The organism is Bradyrhizobium sp. USDA 4461 (genome assembly GCF_054055655.1).
In genome coordinates, this window is record NZ_JBSRXM010000001.1 from 6,487,063 (window position 1) to 6,508,112 (window position 21,050).

A 21,050-nucleotide genomic window follows, 5' to 3' on the forward strand; every position below is an offset into this window, starting at 1 on the left:
GCGGAACGGCAGCGTTGGAAAGCGGAACAGCACGGTTGTTTGCGGTGCGGTTTCATCGTATGCGAAACCCATGGTGGATAGCCTCCAACCCCGGCGCTTCGGAGCAGGGCAACAGTCTGTAAAACCTGCGCATTCCAGCCGCAGGCTGTTCATGGCGTTCGAATTCGCAACGGCCAGCCAATGGCGTTCGATCCTGTTCCTGACGCTGACTTGTCTGGTTCTGTTCCTGCCCGGCTTCTTCACTATCCCGCCGATCGACCGTGACGAGGTGCGCTTCGCCCAGGCGACCAAGCAGATGGTCGAGAGCGGCGATTTCGTCGACATCCGTTTCCAGGACGACGTCCGCTACAAGAAGCCGGTCGGCATCTACTGGATGCAGGCGGCGGCCCTGAAGACGATCTCCGCGCTCGGGGTGCCGCGCGCCCAGGTCCGGATCTGGGTCTACCGCCTGCCGTCTTTGATCGGCGCCATCGGCGCCGTTTTGCTGACCTATTGGACCGCGCTTGCCTTCGTGACACGACAGGGGGCGGTGCTGGCCGCCTTGATGATGGCAAGCTGCGTGCTGCTCGGGGTCGAGGCGCGGCTCGCCAAGACCGACGCGATGCTGCTCTTGACGGTCACCGCCGCGATGGGCGCGATGGCGCGGGTCTATCTGTCCTGGCAGCGCGGTGAGGATCCGGCGCATCCGTCATGGGGGCCGCCCGCGATCTTCTGGACCGCGCTCGCGGTCGGCATCCTGCTCAAGGGGCCGCTGATCCTGATGTTCGTCGGCCTTGCGATGGCCGGGCTTGCCATCCTCGATCGATCGGCGGCGTGGTTCTGGCGCATGCGCCCGGTGTGGGGCCTGATGTGGACCCTGGTGCTGGTGCTGCCCTGGTTCGTGCTGATCTTCCTGCGCGCGGGTGATGCCTTTTTCGCCGACTCGGTCGGCGGCGACATGCTGAGCAAACTTGGCGCTCAGGAATCCCACGGCGCGCCGCCCGGACTTTATCTCCTGTTGTTCTGGATCACGTTCTGGCCGGGTGCACCGCTCGCCGGCATGGCGGCGCCGGCGATCTGGCGTGCGCGACGCGAGCCGGGCGCCCAGTTCCTGCTGGCCTGGCTGATCCCGTCCTGGATCGTGTTCGAGGCGGTGCTGACCAAGCTGCCGCATTACGTGCTGCCGCTCTATCCGGCGATCGCGATCCTCACCGTGGGCGCGCTGGAGCGGCGGGTGCTGTCGCGCTCCTGGCTGATCCGCGGCGCGGCGTGGTGGTTCGCCATCCCTGCGTTCGGCGCGGTGCTGGTGATCGTCGGCGCGATCAAGGCGATCCATCAGCCGGTGTTTCCGGCCTGGCCGCTGTTCGCGGTGGCAATGGTGTTCGGCCTGATCGCATGGTGGATGTTCGAAGACAGCCGCGCCGAGCGCTCGCTGCTCAATGCGGTGATCGCCGCGGCGCTGATGGCAGGCGCAACCTATGGCGTGGTACTGCCGCGGCTCACCACCGTGTTTCCGAGCCAGGAGGTTGCACGCGCATTGCGCAACGTGACCTGCGTCGGCCCGAAGGCGGCGGCCGCCGGTTTCCATGAACCGAGCCTCGTATTCATGACCGATACCTCGACGCTGCTCACCGACGGCTCGGGTGCGGCGGATTTCCTCGGGCAGGGCTCCTGCCGCTTCGCGCTGGTCGAGCAGCGCTCGGAGCGCGCTTTCGTGCAGCGCGCCGAGGCGATCGGGCTGCGCTACAACGCGCCGGTGCGCATCGAGGGTTACAACATCTCGCAAGGCAAGGCGGTCTCGATCGCGATATTCCGTTCCGAAGGGACGGAGTGACATGCCGGCGCTGCCAGCCAACCCGGAATCCGCCAACTATTTCGGACGATTGCTGACGCTGGTCTGGCTGTCCCTTGCCCAGCTCGTGCGCGCACCGTCGCATTCGCGACGGGCCGAGGCGGCGCGGCGCTCGGCGCGCCACGTGCTGTTGCTCGTCGTCATCGTCGGCGCCGTGATCATCACGCTGATGTATGCGGTCGATGTCGCCGAAATCAGCCTGATGCCGCCACGCGGCACGCCAGGGCTCTGGTGGGTGAAGGTGCTCACCGATTTCGGCAAGGACGAGTATGTGCTGAGCGCGCTCGGCCTGCTGCTGATTGTAGTCGCGTTGGCGGCACCTGCGCTGCGCGGCGTGCCGCGCGCCACCTTGCTCGGCCTGGGGACACGGCTGCAATATCTGTTTCTGTCGGTCTCACTATCGGTAGCGGTGGGCGAGCTGATCAAATGGATCGTCGGCCGCGGGAGGCCTTTTGTCGGCGGCAAGGCCAACGCATTCAACTTCCAGCATTTCGCCGGCACCGAAGCCTATTCGAGCTTTCCCTCGGGCCATTCGATCACGGCGTTTGCGCTGGCTTTTGCCGTCTCGGCGGTGTGGCCGCGCGCGCGGGTCGCGATGCTGGTCTATGCGCTGATCATCATCGCGACGCGGCTCGTGCTGCTCGCCCATCATCCGAGCGACGTGGTGGCCGGCGCGCTGGTCGGCGTCGTCGGCGCCATGGCCGTGCGCTACTGGTTCGCCGCCCGCCGCCTTGGTTTCGCCATCGGTCGCGATGGCACCGTTTTGGCGTTGCCGGGACCGTCGGAAGGGCGCCTCAAAGGGGTTGCGAGGAGCGCCTTCGCCCCATAAAAGCGGTCGCCCGGCGGCCGGATCGGGCGGGTTCCAGCCGCGAGCCCTCCATCAACCACGAGTGCCGAATTGCCTGTTTCCGACCAGACGCCGGTCGCCGTTTCCATCGTCGTGCCTGTGCGCAACGAGGCGGACAATATCGCGCCGCTGATCGCCGAGATCGCGGCCGCGCTCGACGGCCGTTGGGCCTACGAGATCGTCTACGTCAATGACGGTTCGACGGATGCGACCGGCGAGCGGCTGGGCGCGATCATGGCGCAGCGGCCCAATCTCCGGCAGCTCCGCCATGCGGTCTCCTCGGGCCAGTCGGCCGCCGTGCGCAGCGGCGTGCGTGCCGCGCGCGGGGCGATCGTGGCGACGCTGGACGGTGACGGTCAGAACAATCCGGCCTTCCTGCCCAATCTGATCGCGGCGATCGAGAGCGGCAATGGCCGGGTCGGTCTTGCCGCGGGCCAGCGCATCGGCCGCAAGGACACCGGCTTCAAGAAGCTGCAATCGCGCATCGCCAACGCGGTGCGCGGCGTCATCCTGCGCGATGGTACCCGCGACACCGGCTGCGGCCTGAAGGCGTTTCCGCGCGACGTGTTCCTGGCCATGCCCTATTTCGACGGACTGCATCGCTTCCTTCCGGCGCTGGTCCGCCGCGAGGGATTTGCGATTGCCTACGTCGATGTCGTCGACCGCCCGCGCCATTCCGGCGTCTCGAACTACGGATTTTTCGACCGGCTCTGGATCGGGATCATGGATCTCGCCGGCGTGTGGTGGCTGATCCGCCGCAAGAAGCCGACGCCGGTCGTCACCGAGGTGACTGATGTCTCCGAAGTGACGCGCGGCACTGAGGTGAAGTGATGCTGATTCAGTTTGGCCAGGCGCTGAGCGCCTATTTCTACGACACGTTCGTCGCCAAGTTCGATTTCTGGCTGGCGTTCGGCCTGGTCGCGCAACTGCTGTTCACCGCGCGTTTCCTGGTGCAGTGGATATCCAGCGAGCGCGCCGGCCAGAGCGTGGTGCCGATGGCGTTCTGGTTCTTCTCGATGGGCGGCGGCTTGATGACGCTGATCTACGGGCTCGCCAAGCGCGAGCCGGTCATCATCATCGGGCAGGGCCTCGCGACGCTGATCTATATTCGCAACATCATGCTGATCCTGAAGAACCGCGGGCGTGCCTCGAAGACGCTCGAGAACTGATCGTCGCGATCATCCCCAGTCCCGGCATCAATTGCGGCCGAATCTGAACGGCGGTCAAACAATCGCCCCAAGGCGTATGGCATCTACGGCCTGCCGTGGGCGTAGCGGCATCCGAAGACCCTGCGCCACCGGATGAGGGGCGTCGATGAACGGCCGTGGCGAAGCGACGAAAGCGGGTGGTCAAGCATCCAGCGCCCGCGATGTCCCGCCGTTTGACGCGCCGCCGCTGACTGGCGATGGCGAGTTGCCGGACCGGCGCACCATCAGTCTCCGCTGGATGGCGGGGACGGTCTTGATCGGGGCCGCCGCCGTCGCGCTGCTCGGTGGCGCGCTTCGCGGGACGTTTGGCTATCACGCACGATTCGCAGTCTCGCCGATCGTCTCGCTTCCGCGCTTCACGGCACAAATGGTCGACGAGGCGGGGCTCGGCGACCGGCTCGATCGGAAGCAGGGCGCGCAAGGCAATCGCTCCGCACTCAGGATCGAGCAGCTGAGCGACGCCGGCGCGGTCCGTTCGTTCACCCGCGTGTCCGCGCGGCTCGCGGAGATCGATCCCGAACCGCAGCAGGAACACGGTCGCGATGTACCGGCAGACGGCAAGGACCAGCAGCGAGCATCCTCGCCAGGCGCTGCGCTATCGGACTTACCACCCATCATCCGGACAGGTCCGTCACGCCGCGAGCTGCCGGGCGGCACCAGCGCCTACGCCGCCGATGAAGACGTGCCGCATCCGGCTGCGCCGATCGGTGACGCCGTCAACGTCACCAACCTGCCGAAATCAGTCGCGTCGCCTCGCCACCGTCGGCACGTCATCATCGCGCGAGCTGGCGATACGCTGTCGGCCATCCTGCGGGCCTTGACCGCGGCTGCAGAGGACGCGCCGGCCGTGCTTGCCGCTTTCCCGCCGGCGGGCACTCAAGCGGCACTGTCCGGCGGCGAGAAGATCACGATCGTTGAACAGAGCGGAGAGGGTGGCTCGCCGCGCAGTCATGTCGCGAAGGTGTCGATCGAACGGACGGACTCCAGTGTATCCGCCGTCGGTCGTACCGATGGCGGCCAATACCAGGCCATCGTGCCCGAGCAGCCGGATGCCTCCTCGCGGAGCGAAAGCTTGCTGCGTCAGTCGATCGACACGCATGCGGTCGCCGGCGAAACGCTGCGCGACGGCCTCAACGCGCTGGCGCGCTCCAATCACGTCGACGAGGGAATCGTTGCCGAACTGATGCGGCTTTGTGGCCGCGACTTCGACCTTGATGCCCCGCTCGGCGATGCCGACGCGGCCAAGATCATCTATGCGCCCAACGACATCGGCCAGCCGGAGCTGCTCTTCATCGACCTGACGGCCGGCGGGCAGACGCGGCGGTACTATCGCTTCACGGCACCGGACGACGGCAGCTCCGATTTCTATGATGAGGCTGGACAGTCCATCACCAAATTCCTGTTGCGCAAGCCGGTCGTCAGCGGGCGTCTCGGCGACGGTTTCGGCTGGCGCATTCATCCGATCCTTGGCGACCGCCGCTTCCATGAGGGCGTCGATTATGCAGCGCCCTATGGCTCGCCGGTAGCGGCCGCGGGCGCCGGCGTCGTCGAGATCGAAGGCTATGAACGCGGCTACGGGAAATATATCCGCGTGCTTCATGATCGCGGCTATGAGACGACCTATGCCCATGTCGCGAGCTTTCCGCCCGGGCTGAAGATCGGGGACCGTGTTCGTCAGGGCGAGACGATTGCCTATGTCGGATCGACCGGACTCTCGACCGGACCGCACCTCTATTACGAGGTGCGGATCAACGGCCGCAATGTCGATCCGCTTCGGATGAAATTGTCCGGCGGCCGGCTGCTGCAAGGCGAGCTCCTTGGAGCATTCGATCGCCAGCGCGACAGCATCGACCAACTCGCCGCAGCCTCCGGCTCTCCTCTGCGGCATCCCGGCTCCGAACACCGGCCGCCGACCTGACCTCGAAGACGCCCGATCAGAGCCGTCCGGGCGCCGGCAGTTCGGCCGCATCCACGGCGCTCTCGCGATCGGCGGCGGTCTCGCCGGCGGCATCGAGCACGGGGTAGGCGACCGAGCAGATGTGCGAGTGGATGCGGCGAAGGTCGCGCAGCACGTCGAGATGCAGCGAGGTGGTCTCGATGGTCTGCGGCCGGCCTTCGCGCAGGCGTTCCAGATGGCGCTCGACGGCGGCCAGTTCGGCCGCGCGCAGCGCCGCCTTCTCGGTCAGCAGCTTGCGGGCCTCGTTGGCGTCGCCGGACATGAAGACGCCGAACGCCATCCGCAGCGAATCGATCGTGCGCTTGTGGAACGCCGACAACTCCTCGGCGCCTTCCGGAGAGAATTGCAGGCGGTGCTTGATCTTCTTGGTCGCGAGCTCGCTCAGGTTCTTGTCGAGGATGTCGCCGATATGCTCGAGGTTGATCGCGAACGCGATGATCTCCATGGCGCGCTGACCCTCGCGCTCGTCGAGGCTGCCGCGGGTGAGCTTGGTGACGTAAAGCTTGATCGCCTCGTTGAGGCGGTCGACGGTGTTGTCCATCTTCGACACCTGGTCGACCAACGCGCGATCGTTGGTCATCATCGCCGCCATCACCTTGCGCAGCATCGCCTCGGTGTAGTCGCCCATATGCAGCACCTCGCGCGCGGCATCGGCCAGCGCGAGCGAGGGCGTCTCCAGCGCACCTTCGTCGAGGTAGCGCGGCCGTGACGGATCGGTCGCCTGCGCCCGCTTGGGCAGCAGCCGCTCGAGCAGCCGCGCCATCTGGTCGAGCACGCCGATGAACAGCAGCGCGGTTGCGACGTTGAAGGCGATGTGGAACAGCGCAGTCGCCTTGGCGAGATCAGGCTGCCAGGCGTAGATGGCTTCCGTGATCGACCGCAGGAACGGCGCCACCAGCAGGATTCCGACGACGCGGTTGATGAGGTTGCCGACCGGCAGCCGGTAGCTCGCCGGATTGTCGCGCCGCGCGCCTTCCAGCAATGGATTGATGGCGCTGCCGAGGTTGGCACCGAGCACGAGCGCGAACGCGGCATAGGGCGAGATGAACTGGGAATAGGCCAGCGACATCACCAGCAGCACGCTGGCGACGCTGGAATGCACCAGCCAGGTGACGACGGCGCCGATCAGGATGCAGAGCACGGGATCGCCGGTGATCGCGTTCAGAAATACGCGCACGCCCGGCGCATTCTCGGCCGGCGCCATCGTGTCGAGCAGGATGTGCAACGCGAGCAGCATCAGGCCAAGCCCGATCGAGACCCGGCCGAGATCCTTGATCCGGGAGCGCGGCCCGCTGCGGAACGCGACGAGGCCGACGATGAACAGCACGGGCGCCACGGCCGCCACGTTGAACGAGAGCACCTGCACGATCAGCGTGGTGCCGATATTGGCGCCGAGCATGATCGCGAGCGCCGGCACCAGGCTGACGATCTCCTCGGCGGCGAAGGAGCTGGTGATCAGCGCGGTCGCGGTTGAGCTCTGGAGCAGGGCGGTGAGGCCGAGGCCGGCGCCAAGGGCGGTGAACCGGTTCTTCAGCGCCCGCGCCAGCAACAGCCGCAAATCGGGCCCGAAGGCCCGCAGAATTCCGCTGTGGACCATGTGCAGGCCCCACAGCAGGAGCGCGACGCCCCCCATCAGATCAAGCAGAACAAGGCTTCCCATACGTCTTGGATATCCCGGCAAATTCGAGTCGAAGGGGTCACGCTATCGCCAAATGACCTGGGATCAACCCTTTTTGTTCCTGTTGGAAACGGTTGGCGGCGGCGCTGACGGGGGCGGGCCTGGTAAACGAACCTCGAAAATGTCCGCTCAATTGCGATGGGTTCCGCTAGGCAGTTTCCAATCTTTCCCCGCTATGACGGTAGCAACGAGAGAGCTATCCAGCCAGCAAGCTGCCCAGAAAGGCGTGGGGATCAGGATGTTTGTGAATCGCCGCAAGAGCGAACGCCGCGAGTGCCGGAGCGTCGCCAAAATTCAATTGGGCACGGGGTCGTTGCCGCGTGACTGCATGATCACCGACATCTCGGCGGGTGGCGTCAAGGTGATCGCCGAATATCTGGAGATTCCGCCGGAATTCACCATCATCCTGTCGTCCGGCAGTCCGCGCCAGTGCCGTCTGGCCTGGCGTATCGGGCACGAATTCGGCGCCCAGTTCGTCGACTGAACCACAGCAGCCAGGCTGGCTGGCCGCCCGGCATCCGGCGGCGCTTTTGGGCCGGATGACGGCGAGATGATGGCATCCTTAACCGGAACTTAGGGTTAAGCTGTGAGCATCCCGGAACATTCGCTGTTCCGAGTCTCGTTGATGTCTGAGAAACTTTCCCGACCTTTGGGCCGCGTGCGCCAGCTCGCCGGCCCGGTATCTGCCGTGATCCTGCTGATCGGGCTTTCCGCCTGTCAGACCTCGGGTCCGTCCGACATCACCGGGTCATTGGGCGACACGGCGGAGGCCACGCCGGCCCCGGCCGATCCGCGGCGCGACATCGCGACTTACCACGAACGGGTCCGCTCCAATCCGAAAGATACCGACGCTGCCCTGAAATACGCCCGGGCGCTGCGCGCTACCGGCCAGCGGGCGCAGGCCGTCGCCGTCATGGAGCAGGCGGTGCTGGCGCAGCCCAGCAACAAGGCGCTGCTCGCAGGTTACGGGCGGGCGCTCGCCGACAATGGCAATTTCCAGCAGGCCTTCGACGTGCTCGGGCGCGCCCACACCCCGGAGGACCCGGACTGGCGCATCCTGTCGGCGCAGGGCGCCGTGCTCGACCAGCTGGATCGCCACGACGAGGCACGCCAGTATTACGCGAGCGCGCTGAAGATTGTGCCCGACGATCCGTCGGTGCTGTCCAATCTCGGCCTGTCCTATCTGCTGTCGAAGGACCTGCCGAAGGCCGAGGAGACGCTGCGTCACGCGCGAGAGCGTGCTCCCGACGACATGCGGGTGCGAACCAACCTTGCCGTCGTGGTCGGCCTGCAGGGCCGCCAGGCCGATGCTGAAGCCATCATGAAGGCCGATCTGCCGCCGGAGCAGGGTTCGGCCAATGTTGCCGCGCTGAAGCGGCTGTTGGCGCGCAGGGACGCGAGCCGGACCGATACCGACAAGATTCCGGTCGCGGCCAGCCGCCGCGACTAACGCGTTTTCAGGCGAGAATCTGGCGGGCTAGAGCCCTTTCCGTTCCGATGGGATCGGAACGGGACTCTAGATTCTTGTTTGGCGCGTTTTCTTCGCGCAAAACGGCAGCCACTTCGCTCGAAAACGCTCTAACCGGCGGCCCGGCGCCCATTGCCGCGGCGCGACTGCAGCTTCTTGAGGATCGGCGACAGGAACGATTCGCGCGCCTCGGCGAGGTCAGGGCGACCGGTGAGGCGCTGGGCGATCTGCAGGAATGTCCTCGTGGTGCGATGGCGTGCGGAGACTTCCGCGATCATCTGGCCATTGTTGGCGGCTTCGCCGAATAGCCTGCAATCGAACGGGATGGTCGCAATCGGCTGACTGTCGATCGTCTTGGCGAAGTCCTTGATCTCGATCTCGGGGCGCTTCGACATGCCGACCTGGTTCAGACAGTAGAGCGGCGGCCGGTCGTTCGGACGCGCGGCCTTCAGCAGGTTCATCATGTTCTTGGTGTTGCGCATATTGGCAAGGTCGGGCTCGGCGACGATCAGGATGTCGTCGGCTCCCACCAGCACGCGCTTGGTCCATGCGGTCCATTGGTGCGGGACGTCGAGCACGATGCAGGACGTGGTCATGCGCATGGTGTCGAAGATGGCGTCGAATGCTTCGGCGCCGAAATCGTAGACTTGGTCGAGGGTGGCCGGCGCCGCCAGCAGGCTCAGATGATCGCTGCACTTTGCGAGCAGGCGATCCATGAAGGCGCTGTCCGGACGTTCGGGCGAGAACACCGCGTTGGCGATGCCCTGTGTCGGATCCTGGTTGTAGTCGAGCCCGGCGGTGCCGAAGGCGAGGTCGAGATCGATCACGACCGAATCCAGCCCGAGGTCGCGCGCGATGGTCCAGGCAACATTGTGGGCAATGGTCGAGGCGCCGACGCCGCCCTTGGCGCCCGCGACCGCGATCAGGCGGCCGACCGAGACCGCTTCCGAGGACGAGAACAGGCTGCAGATCGAGCGCACGACATCGAGCACCTTGACCGGCCCGATGACGTAGTCGTTGACGCCGCGCCGCACCAGTTCGCGATACGGCGCAGCCTCGCCGGGCGTACCGAGAACGACAACGCGGGTGCCGGGATCGCACACCGTGGCGAGTTCGTCGAGGCCGGCGAGGAAATCGCTGTCCGGCTCGGTCTCCAGCATGATGACGTTGGGCGTCGGCGCCTTGTGATAGGTGTCGATCGCCGCGGCGATGCCGCCCATGTGGACGGAGAGGTGAGCCTTGGCGAGCCGGCGGTCTTCGGCGGCGGCGCGCGCGGTTGCGGCGGTCGCGACGCTGGCGCAGAACGCCTGCACCGAAATCCGCGGCGCCGGCGCGATGTGGTCGTTGGCGTGCTGCGGCTCGTGTTGTGGATCGGTCATTTCCCGGCGTCGCTCAACTTGGCTTTATCGGCTTCAGGATAGTTGGTCGTGGTCGACTCGCCCTTGCTGTATTTCTGGAACGCGACCGAGCGGCGCGGTGTGTAGGCGGCGGTTTCGGTCCGCGGCTGCTCGAGGTCGGATGGATTGGCGACCATCGCGGCGAGATTGCGCTGCGTGGCGCAGCCGAAATTCTCGTACTGCTTGTTCTCGTTGTAGCTCGGATTGTAGATCGAGGGAGCGAGATCGCTCGGCCACAGGCCGCAGGGACCGGCGACCGCGGCCATCTTCGGGTAGCTGAGGCGAATGGTCGGAAGCGCGCGCGGGTCGTCGACGTGATAGGCGCGCCTGGTGATGGCGTGGCCGGGCACCCCCATCGACGCCAGCACGCCGCGGATCTCCTGGTACACCGCCTGCGCCGAGCGCGCGTTCGAGGTGTCGGCCGGCACGTCGACCGCGATCGCGCCGGTGCCTTCACGGCGCCAGGTGCGGGCCAGTCCCATGACGTCGTCGCGCTGGGTTTCGGTGAGGTTGCCGCGGGTCCGGCTCACGAACACGACGATCGACTGCTCGCCCTCGGTGATGGCGATCGGATGCCGTTGCCGGTAGTCGTCGGGCACGGTGCCGGTGACGACATTGTCGCCGGTCAGGTTGCAGCCGCCGAGCGCGATCGCGCTGACGACGAGGGCGCCGCACAGCGACAGCGCTCTGACGTGACCGGCTTGCGTGTTGCGTGTCATCATAGGATCCCCCAACCCCCTTCAGGCCCGCGCCTCAGTCGATGATGAAGCCGAAATTGACCGGCGTGGCGCCGATCGGCTCGCCACGGGCTGCAACGCCGTAGATGCGATTGACGCGCGCCAGCAGCGCCGATTGTGCGTCGGAGGCCGGAGCAAATCCGTCATCCGGACGGGACAATTCCTTCTGGGCGACCGCGCGCACCACATAGGGCGTCACGATGACCATGAGCTCGGTCTCGTTGTTGACGAAGTCCTGGCTCCTGAACAGCTGGCCGAGCACCGGGATCTGATCGACGCCCGGCATTCCGTTGATGGCCTGCTTGGTCTGCTCCTGGATCAATCCGGCCATCGCGATCGAACCGCCGGAGGGCACCTCCAGCGTGGTGTCGGCGCGCCGGGTCTTGATCGAGGGAATGGTGGTGCCGTTCTGGCCGCCGGTCAGGGCGTTGTCCATCGAGACTTCGGAAACCTCGGTCATCACCTTCAGGCTGATGCGTCCCTCGGACAGCACCACCGGGGTGAAGTTGAGCGAGATGCCGAACTTCTTGAAGCTGACGGTCTGCACGCAATTGCCGATCGTGCCCGACGTCGTCGTCTGACAGGTGACGCCGGTTGGGATCGGAAACTCGCCGCCCGAAACAAACGTCGCCGACTCGCCGGAGATCGCGGTGAGGTTGGGTTCGGCCAGCGTCTTGACCACGCCCGCGCTTTCCATCGCGCGCAGCGTCGCGGTGACGGTCGGCACACCGAGCTTGTTCAGGGCAGCGCCGGTCAGCAAGTTGCTGGTGAGCGGCCCGTTGTTGGCGGTGAAGGGGTTGGCGTTGTTGAAGACCACAGCGGCAGTGCCGTAGTTCATGTTGGCGCTGAGATCGACGCCGAGCTGCTTGATGACGTCGCGGCGGACTTCGGCGACGGTGACTTTCAGCATCACCTGGTCGCGGCCGCGCACCACGATGGAGTTGACGACCTTGTCGGCGCTGCCGACCAGCTTCGCGGCGATGTCGCCGGCCTGCTGGGCTTCGACCGGGCTCGCCACCGTGCCGGTCAGAACCACGCTTTCGCCGACGCCCTCGATCTGGACGCCCGGCAGCATCTGCTTCAGCGCGGCGCGCATGCCGTTGAGGTCACGCTTGATCGCGATGTCGTAGGAGGCGACCTGGTTGCCGTCGGCATCGAAGAACACCACGTTGGTCTGGCCGACCGCCGCGCCGATGATATAGGCGCGCTGCGCCGAGCGGATCACCGCGTTGGCGATCTTGGGATCGGCAACCAGCACGTCCTTGGCCTCGCGCGGCAGGTCGACCACGACAGACTTGCCGACCCCGAGCGAAACGAACCGCGTCTTGGCGGCGATGCTGCTCGTGACCGCGACATCCGCGTTCTTGTCGGGATCGGTCGCGCTGGCGAGGGCAGGGATCAGCATCAGGGCGGTGACCGCCGAGAATGACAGCGAGCGGACCAGTGTGGTCCGTGTCGCCAGTTGTTTTGCAGCCGTTGTCATAGCGAAGCCCCCATCACTTCTGTGTCGTCTGCGAGCTCGGGATGCCGAAGCGCACCACCTTGATGCTCTCGCCGCGCTTCGGGGCCTGGTCTCTGGTCTCGTCGGTCTTCTCGTTGACGTCGGCGATGCTGCGCAGCGCCAGCGCCAGCGTGCCGCTCTGCCGGGCACGCGCCAGCGTTTCGGCCTGCTCGGGCTTGAGTTCGAGGGTCACGGTCTTGCCGACGAGGGAGTTGTTGCCGTCCTTCTCTTTCGGCGCCTGGTCGATCGCCAGCACGCGAACGTTGGACAGCAGGATCTCGGTCGTGATGATGTCGCGGCTGCCCTGAACCTGATCGGGGTTCTTGTCGCGTCGCGACAGGATCACATCGACGCGGTCGTTCGGCAGGATGAAGCCGCCGGCGCCGGTCTCCGGCGAGATTTCGGTGGAGATCGCGCGCATGCCGGAGGGCAGGATCGCGGCCATGAAGCCGCTGCCATTGGCCTTGACCAGCTTCTGCTCGCGGATCGGCTCGCCGATGATGAATGGCGTGCGCGCAATCGAGCCGATGACGTCGTTCATGGCGTCGGGATTGGTGTCGTGGCGGATGAACGCGGCGCTCGCGGTCTCAGCCGGCCAGCGCTGCCATTGCAGGTCTTCGGCCTTGACCGACTGGCCAAGGCCGATGTCGGACTTCGCCACCAGCACCTCGACGGTCGGCAGTTGCACCACCGGCGGCGCGACCGGCGCCGGTTTTTTATCGCCGACGCTCGCGAGATACATGGCCGCGAGGCCTGCGACGCCGGCGATGCCGAGGACCACGATGCGTGCCGTCTTCATGCGATTGTCTGAATGCCCTTAACGCCGGGCAGTCACGTTCCTTGCGGCACTGACAGCCCTTCCCGGAGGCATCACTACGGCCGCAAAAGTATAAGGGAACTTGATGGAAGGTCCGGACAATTAAGGGATTGGTGGGGATGGTGAACGGCGAGTTATCGGCGCCGGCCGCATCTCCGCAGAATCCCGGAGATCGTGCGCGCTCCAGCGCGTGCGGCCTTGGTCGCAACGCGCCGTCGCGGCATGTCCGTTGTGGTTAATCCCGCCTAACCCGGCAGCCGGCGCCGAGGATCAGAGTGCGGCCTTCAACGCCGCAAAGCCGCGATCGAGATCGGCCTTGAGGTCGTCGACATTCTCGAGCCCGATATGCAGCCGCAGCGTCGGTCCGCCCGGCGACCATTTGGTCGCGGTGCGATAATCGCTGCAGTCGAACGGGATCGCGAGGCTCTCGAAGCCGCCCCAGGAAAAGCCCATGCCGAACAGCCTGAGCGCGTTGAGCATGGTATCGACTGCGGTTTGCGGAACGGGCTTCAACACAATGCTGAACAGACCGGAGGCGCCGGTGAAGTCGCGCTTCCAGATCGCGTGGCCGGGATCGGTTTCCAGGGCAGGGTGCAGCACGCGCGCGACCTCGGGCCGGGCGGCCAGCCAGCGTGCCATCTCGAGGCCGGAGCGATGATGTTGCGCAAGCCGCACTGATAGCGTGCGGACACCGCGCAGCGCGAGATAGACGTCGTCGGGGCCGGCGCAGACGCCGAGCAGGCGGATACCCTCGGCAATCAGCGGCCAGGCCTTCGCGTTGGCCGAGATGGTGCCGAACATGATGTCGGAATGGCCGCCGATATATTTGGTCGCGGCCTGCATGCTGATGTCGACGCCCTGCTCAAGCGAGCGGTGATAAAGCGGCGTCGCCCAGGTGTTGTCGTCGATGACCAGCGCGCCGCGGGCATGGGCCACCGCCGCGATGGCCGGAAGGTCGGGCATCTCGAAGGATTGCGATCCCGGCGCCTCGAGCAGCACGGCGCGGGTGTTCGGCTTGAACAGGGTCTCGATGCCGGCGCCGATCAGCGGGTCGAAATACGTGGTCTCGATCCCGAGCTTGCCCAGCATGCCGTTGCAGACGTTTCGCGTCGGCCGGTAGGCATTGTCGCAGACCAGCAGATGGTCGCCGGCCTTCAGCACGGCGAGCAGCGTGGTGCTGATGGCGGCCGCGCCTGACGGTGCGAGCCCGACCCCGGCGCATTGCGGGCCTTCCAGCGCCATCAGCACGTCCTGCAGCGCCCGGGTAGTCGGGGTGCCGTGGCGGCCATAGGTGAATTCGGCGCGATGGGCGTGGAGGTCTTCCGCGGTGGGATAGAGCACGGTCGAGCCGTGAAACACCGGCGGATTGACGAAGCCCTTCTGGGCCTTGGTATCGCGGCCGGCCGTGACCAGGCGGGTTGCGATGTGCTGCGGGTGGGCGGGCGTGGAGCCGTCTGAGGAGGTCATGGATCGCTGCCGTTCGACTTTAGACTTTTTGCCGCGGCCGCACCGCGTCGGACGACGGGGCTGCGCCGGGAGGTGTTACTAACAGGACGCAGAAGACATGCGTCAACCCCTTGACCCGGCTCGTCAGTCGCTATGTGATGCGGCGCAACTACCAGTCGCCGCACGTTGAGGGGCCTGCCGCGACCTACGATCCGTTGCCCGATCGGTTTGCCCGCCAAACTGCCGGTCGGACCAGCATCTTTTGCTGCATTGGATCATTGGGATGGCCCGTGAAACGCGCGAGGCGATCACAAAGCAAACGTCCAACGGACGACCCTGAAAGGCCCTGCCCATGAAATGCGCATCCCTGGCTGTTTTTCTTGCCGTTGCCGCTGCCGCCCTGTCGGGCCAGGCGGCCTCGGCGCAAACCCTCAAGACGGTCAAGGATCGGGGCCAGTTGTCCTGCGGCGTCAGCCAGGGCCTGCCGGGCTTCTCCGCGCCCGACGACAAGGGGAACTGGACCGGGATCGACGTCGACGTTTGCCGCGCCATTGCCGCCGTGGTGCTCGACGACCCTACCAAGGTCAAGTTCGTGCCGCTGTCGGCCAAGGATCGCTTCACCGCGCTGCAGTCCGGCGAGATCGACGTGCTGTCGCGCAACACCACCTGGACGGTGTCGCGCGACACCTCGCTCGGCGCCAATTTTGCCGGCGTGACCTACTATGACGGGCAGGGCTTCATGGTGAAGAAGTCGCTCAAGGTCAATTCGGCAATGGAATTGAACAGCGCGTCGGTGTGCGTGCAGACCGGTACCACGACGGAGCAGAACCTCGCCGACTTCTTCAAGGGCAACAACATGAAGTACGAGGTGATCGCGTTCGGCAGCATCGACGAGGCCGTCAAGGCCTATGAATCCGGACGCTGCGACGTCTTCACCGATGACGCTTCGGGACTCTATGCCAGCCGTCTCAAGCTCGCGAACCCCGCCGATCACATCGTGCTGCCGGAAATCATTTCCAAGGAGCCGCTGGGGCCGATGGTGCGCCACGGCGACGACCAGTGGTTCGACATCGTGAAGTGGACGCTGTTTGCGATGATCAATGCCGAGGAGCTCGGCATCACCCAGAAGAACGTCGACACGATGCTCAAATCCGACAAGCCGGAGATGAAACGGGTGCTCGGCACCGACGGCAATCTGGGCGAACAGCTCGGCCTCACCAAGGATTGGGTGGTGCGGATCGTGAAGGCGGTCGGCAATTACGGCGAGGCCTTCGAGCGCAACGTCGGCACCGGCTCGCCGCTCGGCATCGCCCGTGGCGTCAACAATCTCTGGAACAAGGGCGGTATCCAGTACGCGCCGCCGATCCGCTGATCGATCCGGCCGACGGCTGCGGCGATGAGCATCGCGCCCCGCAAACCACCGCTGCAATTGGCCCTCAGGCTCAAGCGTGCGCTTGGCGGCAAGAGCGGCTGGAACGGAGTGGCGGCCCAGATTGCCTTCGCCGCGATCCTGGCCTGGATCGCCTATGAGGTCGTCGCCAATGCGCGCTCCAATCTGGAGACCCAGCACATTGCATCGGGCTTCGGCTTCCTCAACTACAATGCGGGCTTTGACGTCAATCAGAGCCTGATCGCGTACAACAACTCCGACACCTACTGGCGGGTGTTCTTCGTCGGTCTGTTGAACACGATCCTGGTCTCGGTGATCGGCATAGTCTTCGCCACCGTGATCGGCTTCATCGTGGCGCTGTGCCGGTTGTCGCCGAATGGGCTGCTGTCGAGGATCGGCGGCATCTATGTCGAGATCGTCAGGAACTTGCCGCTGCTGTTCCAAATCCTGTTCTGGTATCTCGCCGTGCTCGCAGCGCTGCCGGCGCCACGGCAGAGCATCTCGATCTTCAGCGCGGTCTTCCTCAACAATCGCGGGCTGATCGTGCCGCAGCCGATCAGCGAGCCGGGGCTCGATCCGTTCCTGGCCGCGTTCGCGGTCGGCATCGTCGTGGCGCTGGGTTTGCGGCGTACCGCGCGGCGGGTCCTGTTCCAGCGCGGGCAGATGATCCGGATCTGGCCCTATGTGCTGGGGTGCCTGGTCGGGCTGCCGCTGGTTTCGATGCTGGTCTTCGGCTGGCCGTTGACGTTCGAGCTGCCGCAGCTGAAGGGCTTCAACTTCGCCGGCGGCGCGCGGATCATCCCCGAATTCGTCGCGCTGACGGTGGCGTTGTCGACCTACACCGGGGCCTTCATTGCCGAGATCGTCCGCGCCGGCGTCCTGTCGGTGCACAAGGGGCAGATGGAGGCGGGCTCCTCGCTCGGGCTGAGCCGCTCCGCGACGCTGCGGCTGATCGTGGTGCCGCAGGCGATGCGCGTCATCGTGCCGCCGCTGACCAGCCAGTACCTCAATCTCACCAAGAATTCGTCGCTGGCGGTCGCGATCGGCTATCCGGATCTGGTCTCGGTGTTCGCCGGCACCGCGGTGAGCCAGACCGGGCAGGCGATCGAGATCATCGCCATGACGATGGGCGTCTACCTGCTGCTCTCGCTGACGACGAGCGCGCTGATGAGCATCTACGGCTGGCGGATCAACCGGAGCATGGTGGCATGACGGACATCTCCGCCGTGTCCTTTGTCCGGCAGGATCTGGTCGCCGAGCGTGCGGCACCGGCGAAGACCACCGGCTTGATCGGCTTCCTGCGCACGCGGCTGCTGAATTCGCCGGGCAACATCCTGCTGACGATCCTCGGGCTGTTGCTGGCCTGGTACCTGATCATCCCCGCGGTCAAGTTCCTGCTGGTCGACGCGGTCTGGACCGGCACGGATCGCACCGCCTGCCTGGCCGAAAAGGCGGGGCACGAAGTCGGCGCCTGCTGGCCCTATATCCAGGCCAAGCTGACGCAACTGATCTACGGCTTCTATCCGGAAGCCCAGCGCTGGCGGGTCAATCTGACCTATGGTCTCGGCGCCGCCCTGTTGCTGCCGCTGCTGATGCCGCGCCTGCCGGCCAAGGGCCTGAATTCCGGCCTGTTCTTCTTCGCGCTTCCCGTGGTGGCATTCTTCCTGCTGCATGGTGGCGGCATTGCAGGTTTCGGCGTGAGCTGGACCGCCGGTTTGTTGCAGCTGTTCGAGCAGAGCATCGGCGGCGCCGGCGATCTGCTGGTCAATCTCAGCAAAGGTTCGGCGCTCGCCCCGCTGCTGTGGGTGCTGGGCAAGCTGCTCGTGCTGGCCGGCGCAATCATCCATTGGCTGATCTACCCGCTGACCTGGTTGCGCGATCTGTTGCAGGCCTCGTCGCTGCCGGTCTGGAGCGATTTCGTGGTCACCGCCGCGATCGTCACCGCCGCGCTGTTCGTGCTCGGCGGCGGCGTGCGGACGGGCGGCAAGGTCCTGATCGGCAGCGTGCTGACGTTTGCCGGAATCGCGGTTGGCATCAAGCTGATGGGGCTCGATCGCGGCGGCTTTCCGATCGTCGACACCCGGCTGTGGGGCGGCCTGCTGGTGACGCTGGTGATCGCGATCACCGGGATCGTCGCCTCGATGCCGATCGGGATTGCGCTCGCGCTCGGCCGTCGCTCGAGCATCCCGCTGATCCGGATCTTCTCGATCGCCTTCATCGAATTCTGGCGTGGCGTGCCGTTGATCACGGTGCTGTTCTTCGCGACCTACATGCTGCCGCTGTTCGTGCCGGGGAATTTCGCGGTCGACGGCCTGTTGCGTGCGCTGATCGGCGTCGCCATCTTCACCGGCGCCTATATGGCCGAAGTGATCAGGGGCGGATTGGCTGCGGTGGCGCGCGGGCAGGCGGAGGCGGCATCGGCGCTCGGCCTGTCCTGGTGGAAGACCACGTCGCTGATCGTGCTCCCGCAGGCGCTGCGCTACGTCATCCCCGGCATCGTCAACAGCTTCATCTCGCTGTTCAAGGATACCTCGCTGGTGTCGATCGTAGCGCTGTTCGACCTATTGGGTTCCCTGCGGGCATCGTTCTCGGACCCGGCCTGGTCGACGCCGACCACGGCGTTCACCGGATTTGCCTTTGCCGGAATGATCTATTTCGTGTTCTGCTTTGGAATGTCGCGCTACTCGCTGTTCGTCGAACACCGGCTCAACGCCCACCGCCGCCATTGAACAAGGTCACCATGTCCACAACTCCGATCGTCAACATCTCCACGCTCAACAAATGGTACGGCGACTTCCACGTGCTGCGTGACATCAACCTTGAGGTTGGCAAGGGCGAGCGCATCGTGATCTGCGGCCCCTCAGGCTCGGGCAAGTCGACCCTGATCCGCTGCATCAATGCGCTGGAGGAATTCCAGGAAGGCGAGATCACGGTCGACGGCATCGAGCTCGGCCCGAATTTGCGCCGGGTCGACGAGGTGCGGCGCGAGGTCGGCATGGTGTTCCAGAGCTTCAACCTGTTTCCGCATCTCACCGTGCTCGACAATTGCACGCTGGCGCCGATCTGGGTGCGCAATATCCCGAAGAAGGATGCCGAGGCGGCCGCGATGAAGTTCCTCGAGCGGGTCAAGATCCCGCATCAGGCGAACAAGTTTCCCGGTCAGATGTCAGGCGGCCAGCAGCAGCGCGTCGCGATCGCCCGCGCACTGACCATGAACCCGAAGGTGATGCTGTTCGACGAGCCGACCTCGGCGCTCGACCCGGAAATGGTGAAAGAGGTGCTCGACACCATGGTCGACCTCGCCAGGGAAGGCATGACCATGCTGGTCGTGACCCACGAGATGGGTTTTGCCCGCGAGGTCGCCAATCGCGTCGTGTTCATGGACGCCGGCCAGATCATCGAGTCGAACACGCCGCAGGAATTCTTCGCCAACCCGCAGCATGCGCGGTCGAAGCTGTTCTTGAGCCAGATTTTGCGGTGAGAGCACAAAGCGCGAGTAGGGAGTAGCGAATGGCGAGTAGGGATTCCCGCTATTCGCCACTCACCACTCGCTACTCGCCTTTCAAACGAACGGCAGCTCGATCTTGGTGCGCTTCTCGAGCCACTCCGGCACCGGCAGGTTCTTCGAGCGCATGAACTCCGGATTGAACAGCTTGGACAGATAGCGGCTGCCGGAATCGGCCAGGATCGTGACGATGGTCTTGCCGGGCCCGAGTTGCTTGGCGAGCTGGATCGCGCCGGCGATGTTGACGCCGGTCGAGCCGCCGAGGCAGAGGCCCTCGTGCTCGAGCAATTCATAGATCACCGTCACGGCGTCCGTGTCGGAGATCAGGAATGCGGTGTCGACCTTGGCGGTCTCTACCACCGGGGTGACGCGGCCGAGCCCGATGCCTTCGGTGATCGAATTGCCCGGCGTCATCTTGGGTTCGCCGTGCTTGAACAGTTCATACATTGCAAAGCCGTGCGGGTCGGCACAGGCCGTGACGATGTCCTTGTTCTTCTCCTTCAGGTAGCGGCTGATGCCGGCCAGCGTGCCGCCGGTGCCGACCGAGCAGATGAAGCCGTCGATCTTGCCGTTGGTCTGCTGCCAGATTTCCGGTCCGGTCGACTCATAATGCGCCTTGGGATTGTCGAGGTTGTTCCATTGGTCGGCAAACAGCACGCCGTTCGGTTCGGTCTTGCGCAGCTGATCGGCGAGGCGCTTGCCGAGATGCTGGTAGTTGTTGGGATTGGAGAACGGCAGCGCCGGTGCCTCGACCAACTCGGCGCCGCACAGCCGCAGGAAGTCCTTCTTCTCCTGGCTCTGGGTCTCCGGGATCACGATCAGGGTGCGATAGCCCAGCGCGCTGGCGACGACCGCAAGCCCGATGCCGGTATTGCCGGCGGTCGATTCGACCACGAGGCCGCCCGGCTTCAGGACGCCACGCTCCTCAGCCTTCAGGATCATCCATTTGCCGGCGCGGTCCTTGACGGATTGGCCCGGATTCATGAATTCGGCCTTGCCGAGAATGGTGCAGCCGGTCAGTTCGGATGCGTGTTTCAGCTTGATGAGCGGGGTGTTGCCGATCGCTTCAATGACGTCTTTGTTGAATGCCATGCGGGGGTAATCTTTTGCCGGTCCGTGTGGTGCCCTGGCCGGAAACTAGTGTGCCGACGGCAAAAGGGGAAGGCTTTTGCAGTGCGGCGAATTTCGTACGACGGTCAGCCGCTGGCGTTGATCAAAACCCTTGGCAGGACGCTCGTTTTGCGAATGGCCTGCGATCCGGCCAAATC

At 65.3% G+C, this 21,050-nt stretch carries 18 protein-coding genes; 11 read left to right on the forward strand and 7 right to left on the reverse strand.

From position 1 onward, the window contains the following. Positions 1 to 70 precede the first annotated feature (70 nt). The 5 genes from ACVINW_RS30515 (at position 71) to ACVINW_RS30535 (ending at position 5,804) form a co-directional block, all read left to right on the forward strand. Positions 71 to 1,813, forward strand: coding sequence for an ArnT family glycosyltransferase (locus ACVINW_RS30515; protein ID WP_456754694.1), 1,743 nt, complete (start codon positions 71 to 73; stop codon positions 1,811 to 1,813). Position 1,814: 1 nt separating this feature from the next. Continuing rightward, complete coding sequence (locus ACVINW_RS30520) at positions 1,815 to 2,660, forward strand: phosphatase PAP2 family protein (RefSeq protein ID WP_456754695.1); 846 nt, start codon at positions 1,815 to 1,817, stop codon at positions 2,658 to 2,660. Between the two features lie 69 nt (positions 2,661 to 2,729). Beyond that, a complete protein-coding gene (locus tag ACVINW_RS30525) occupies positions 2,730 to 3,509 on the forward strand; it encodes a glycosyltransferase family 2 protein (protein ID WP_456754696.1) in 780 nt (259 codons plus the stop codon). Then, positions 3,509 to 3,847 (forward strand): lipid-A-disaccharide synthase N-terminal domain-containing protein, encoded by a 339-nt coding sequence (locus ACVINW_RS30530; RefSeq protein WP_456754697.1) that lies wholly within the window; start codon positions 3,509 to 3,511, stop codon positions 3,845 to 3,847. The genes ACVINW_RS30525 and ACVINW_RS30530 overlap by 1 nt, the downstream gene beginning before the upstream one ends. A 145-nt stretch (positions 3,848 to 3,992) precedes the next feature. Next, complete coding sequence (locus ACVINW_RS30535; RefSeq protein ID WP_456754698.1) at positions 3,993 to 5,804, forward strand: M23 family metallopeptidase; 1,812 nt, start codon at positions 3,993 to 3,995, stop codon at positions 5,802 to 5,804. A gap of 16 nt (positions 5,805 to 5,820) precedes the next feature. Here ACVINW_RS30535 and ACVINW_RS30540 read toward each other — a convergent pair whose 3' ends face one another. Next, positions 5,821 to 7,503: a Na/Pi cotransporter family protein gene (locus ACVINW_RS30540; protein ID WP_456754699.1), complete on the reverse strand. Its 1,683-nt coding sequence runs from the start codon at positions 7,501 to 7,503 to the stop codon at positions 5,821 to 5,823. A gap of 256 nt (positions 7,504 to 7,759) precedes the next feature. Between ACVINW_RS30540 and ACVINW_RS30545 the strand changes: the two genes are divergently transcribed. Beyond that, complete coding sequence (locus ACVINW_RS30545; protein WP_021079298.1) at positions 7,760 to 8,005, forward strand: PilZ domain-containing protein; 246 nt, start codon at positions 7,760 to 7,762, stop codon at positions 8,003 to 8,005. Between the two features lie 141 nt (positions 8,006 to 8,146). Then, the gene (locus ACVINW_RS30550; RefSeq protein ID WP_456754700.1) at positions 8,147 to 8,971 is read left to right on the forward strand and encodes a tetratricopeptide repeat protein; all 825 of its coding nucleotides are present in this window, start codon (positions 8,147 to 8,149) and stop codon (positions 8,969 to 8,971) included. Between the two features lie 128 nt (positions 8,972 to 9,099). On the opposite strand, the gene ACVINW_RS30555 is transcribed toward ACVINW_RS30550, so the two are convergent. The 5 genes from ACVINW_RS30555 to metC form a co-directional block, all read right to left on the reverse strand. Next, positions 9,100 to 10,368, reverse strand: coding sequence for an AAA family ATPase (locus ACVINW_RS30555; protein WP_456754701.1), 1,269 nt, complete (start codon positions 10,366 to 10,368; stop codon positions 9,100 to 9,102). Continuing rightward, positions 10,365 to 11,105 (reverse strand): CpaD family pilus assembly protein, encoded by a 741-nt coding sequence (locus tag ACVINW_RS30560; protein ID WP_456754702.1) that lies wholly within the window; start codon positions 11,103 to 11,105, stop codon positions 10,365 to 10,367. Before ACVINW_RS30560 ends, ACVINW_RS30555 begins: the two co-directional genes overlap by 4 nt. Positions 11,106 to 11,139: 34 nt before the next feature. Beyond that, complete coding sequence (locus ACVINW_RS30565; protein WP_456754703.1) at positions 11,140 to 12,606, reverse strand: type II and III secretion system protein family protein; 1,467 nt, start codon at positions 12,604 to 12,606, stop codon at positions 11,140 to 11,142. Between the two features lie 13 nt (positions 12,607 to 12,619). After that, complete coding sequence (gene cpaB, locus ACVINW_RS30570; protein WP_456754704.1) at positions 12,620 to 13,423, reverse strand: Flp pilus assembly protein CpaB; 804 nt, start codon at positions 13,421 to 13,423, stop codon at positions 12,620 to 12,622. A 288-nt stretch (positions 13,424 to 13,711) separates the two neighbouring features. Further along, positions 13,712 to 14,908, reverse strand: a complete 1,197-nt coding sequence (gene metC, locus ACVINW_RS30575; protein ID WP_456754705.1) for a cystathionine beta-lyase — start codon at positions 14,906 to 14,908, stop codon at positions 13,712 to 13,714. Between the two features lie 331 nt (positions 14,909 to 15,239). Here metC and ACVINW_RS30580 point away from each other — a divergent pair, with 331 nt between their 5' ends. From ACVINW_RS30580 to ACVINW_RS30595, 4 genes are read left to right on the forward strand one after another with little or no spacing between them, the layout of a single operon-like run. Beyond that, positions 15,240 to 16,259, forward strand: coding sequence for an amino acid ABC transporter substrate-binding protein (locus ACVINW_RS30580; protein ID WP_456754706.1), 1,020 nt, complete (start codon positions 15,240 to 15,242; stop codon positions 16,257 to 16,259). 24 nt (positions 16,260 to 16,283) lie between these two features. Next, on the forward strand, positions 16,284 to 17,489 hold the full coding sequence (locus ACVINW_RS30585) for an amino acid ABC transporter permease (protein ID WP_456754707.1): 1,206 nt from the start codon (positions 16,284 to 16,286) through the stop codon (positions 17,487 to 17,489). Further along, positions 17,486 to 19,006: an amino acid ABC transporter permease gene (locus tag ACVINW_RS30590; RefSeq protein ID WP_456754708.1), complete on the forward strand. Its 1,521-nt coding sequence runs from the start codon at positions 17,486 to 17,488 to the stop codon at positions 19,004 to 19,006. Before ACVINW_RS30585 ends, ACVINW_RS30590 begins: the two co-directional genes overlap by 4 nt. Before the next feature lie 11 nt (positions 19,007 to 19,017). Then, positions 19,018 to 19,758: an amino acid ABC transporter ATP-binding protein gene (locus tag ACVINW_RS30595; protein WP_249136587.1), complete on the forward strand. Its 741-nt coding sequence runs from the start codon at positions 19,018 to 19,020 to the stop codon at positions 19,756 to 19,758. A gap of 81 nt (positions 19,759 to 19,839) precedes the next feature. Here ACVINW_RS30595 and ACVINW_RS30600 read toward each other — a convergent pair whose 3' ends face one another. Continuing rightward, a complete protein-coding gene (locus ACVINW_RS30600; protein ID WP_456754709.1) occupies positions 19,840 to 20,874 on the reverse strand; it encodes a cysteine synthase A in 1,035 nt (344 codons plus the stop codon). Positions 20,875 to 21,050: the final 176 nt, after the last annotated feature.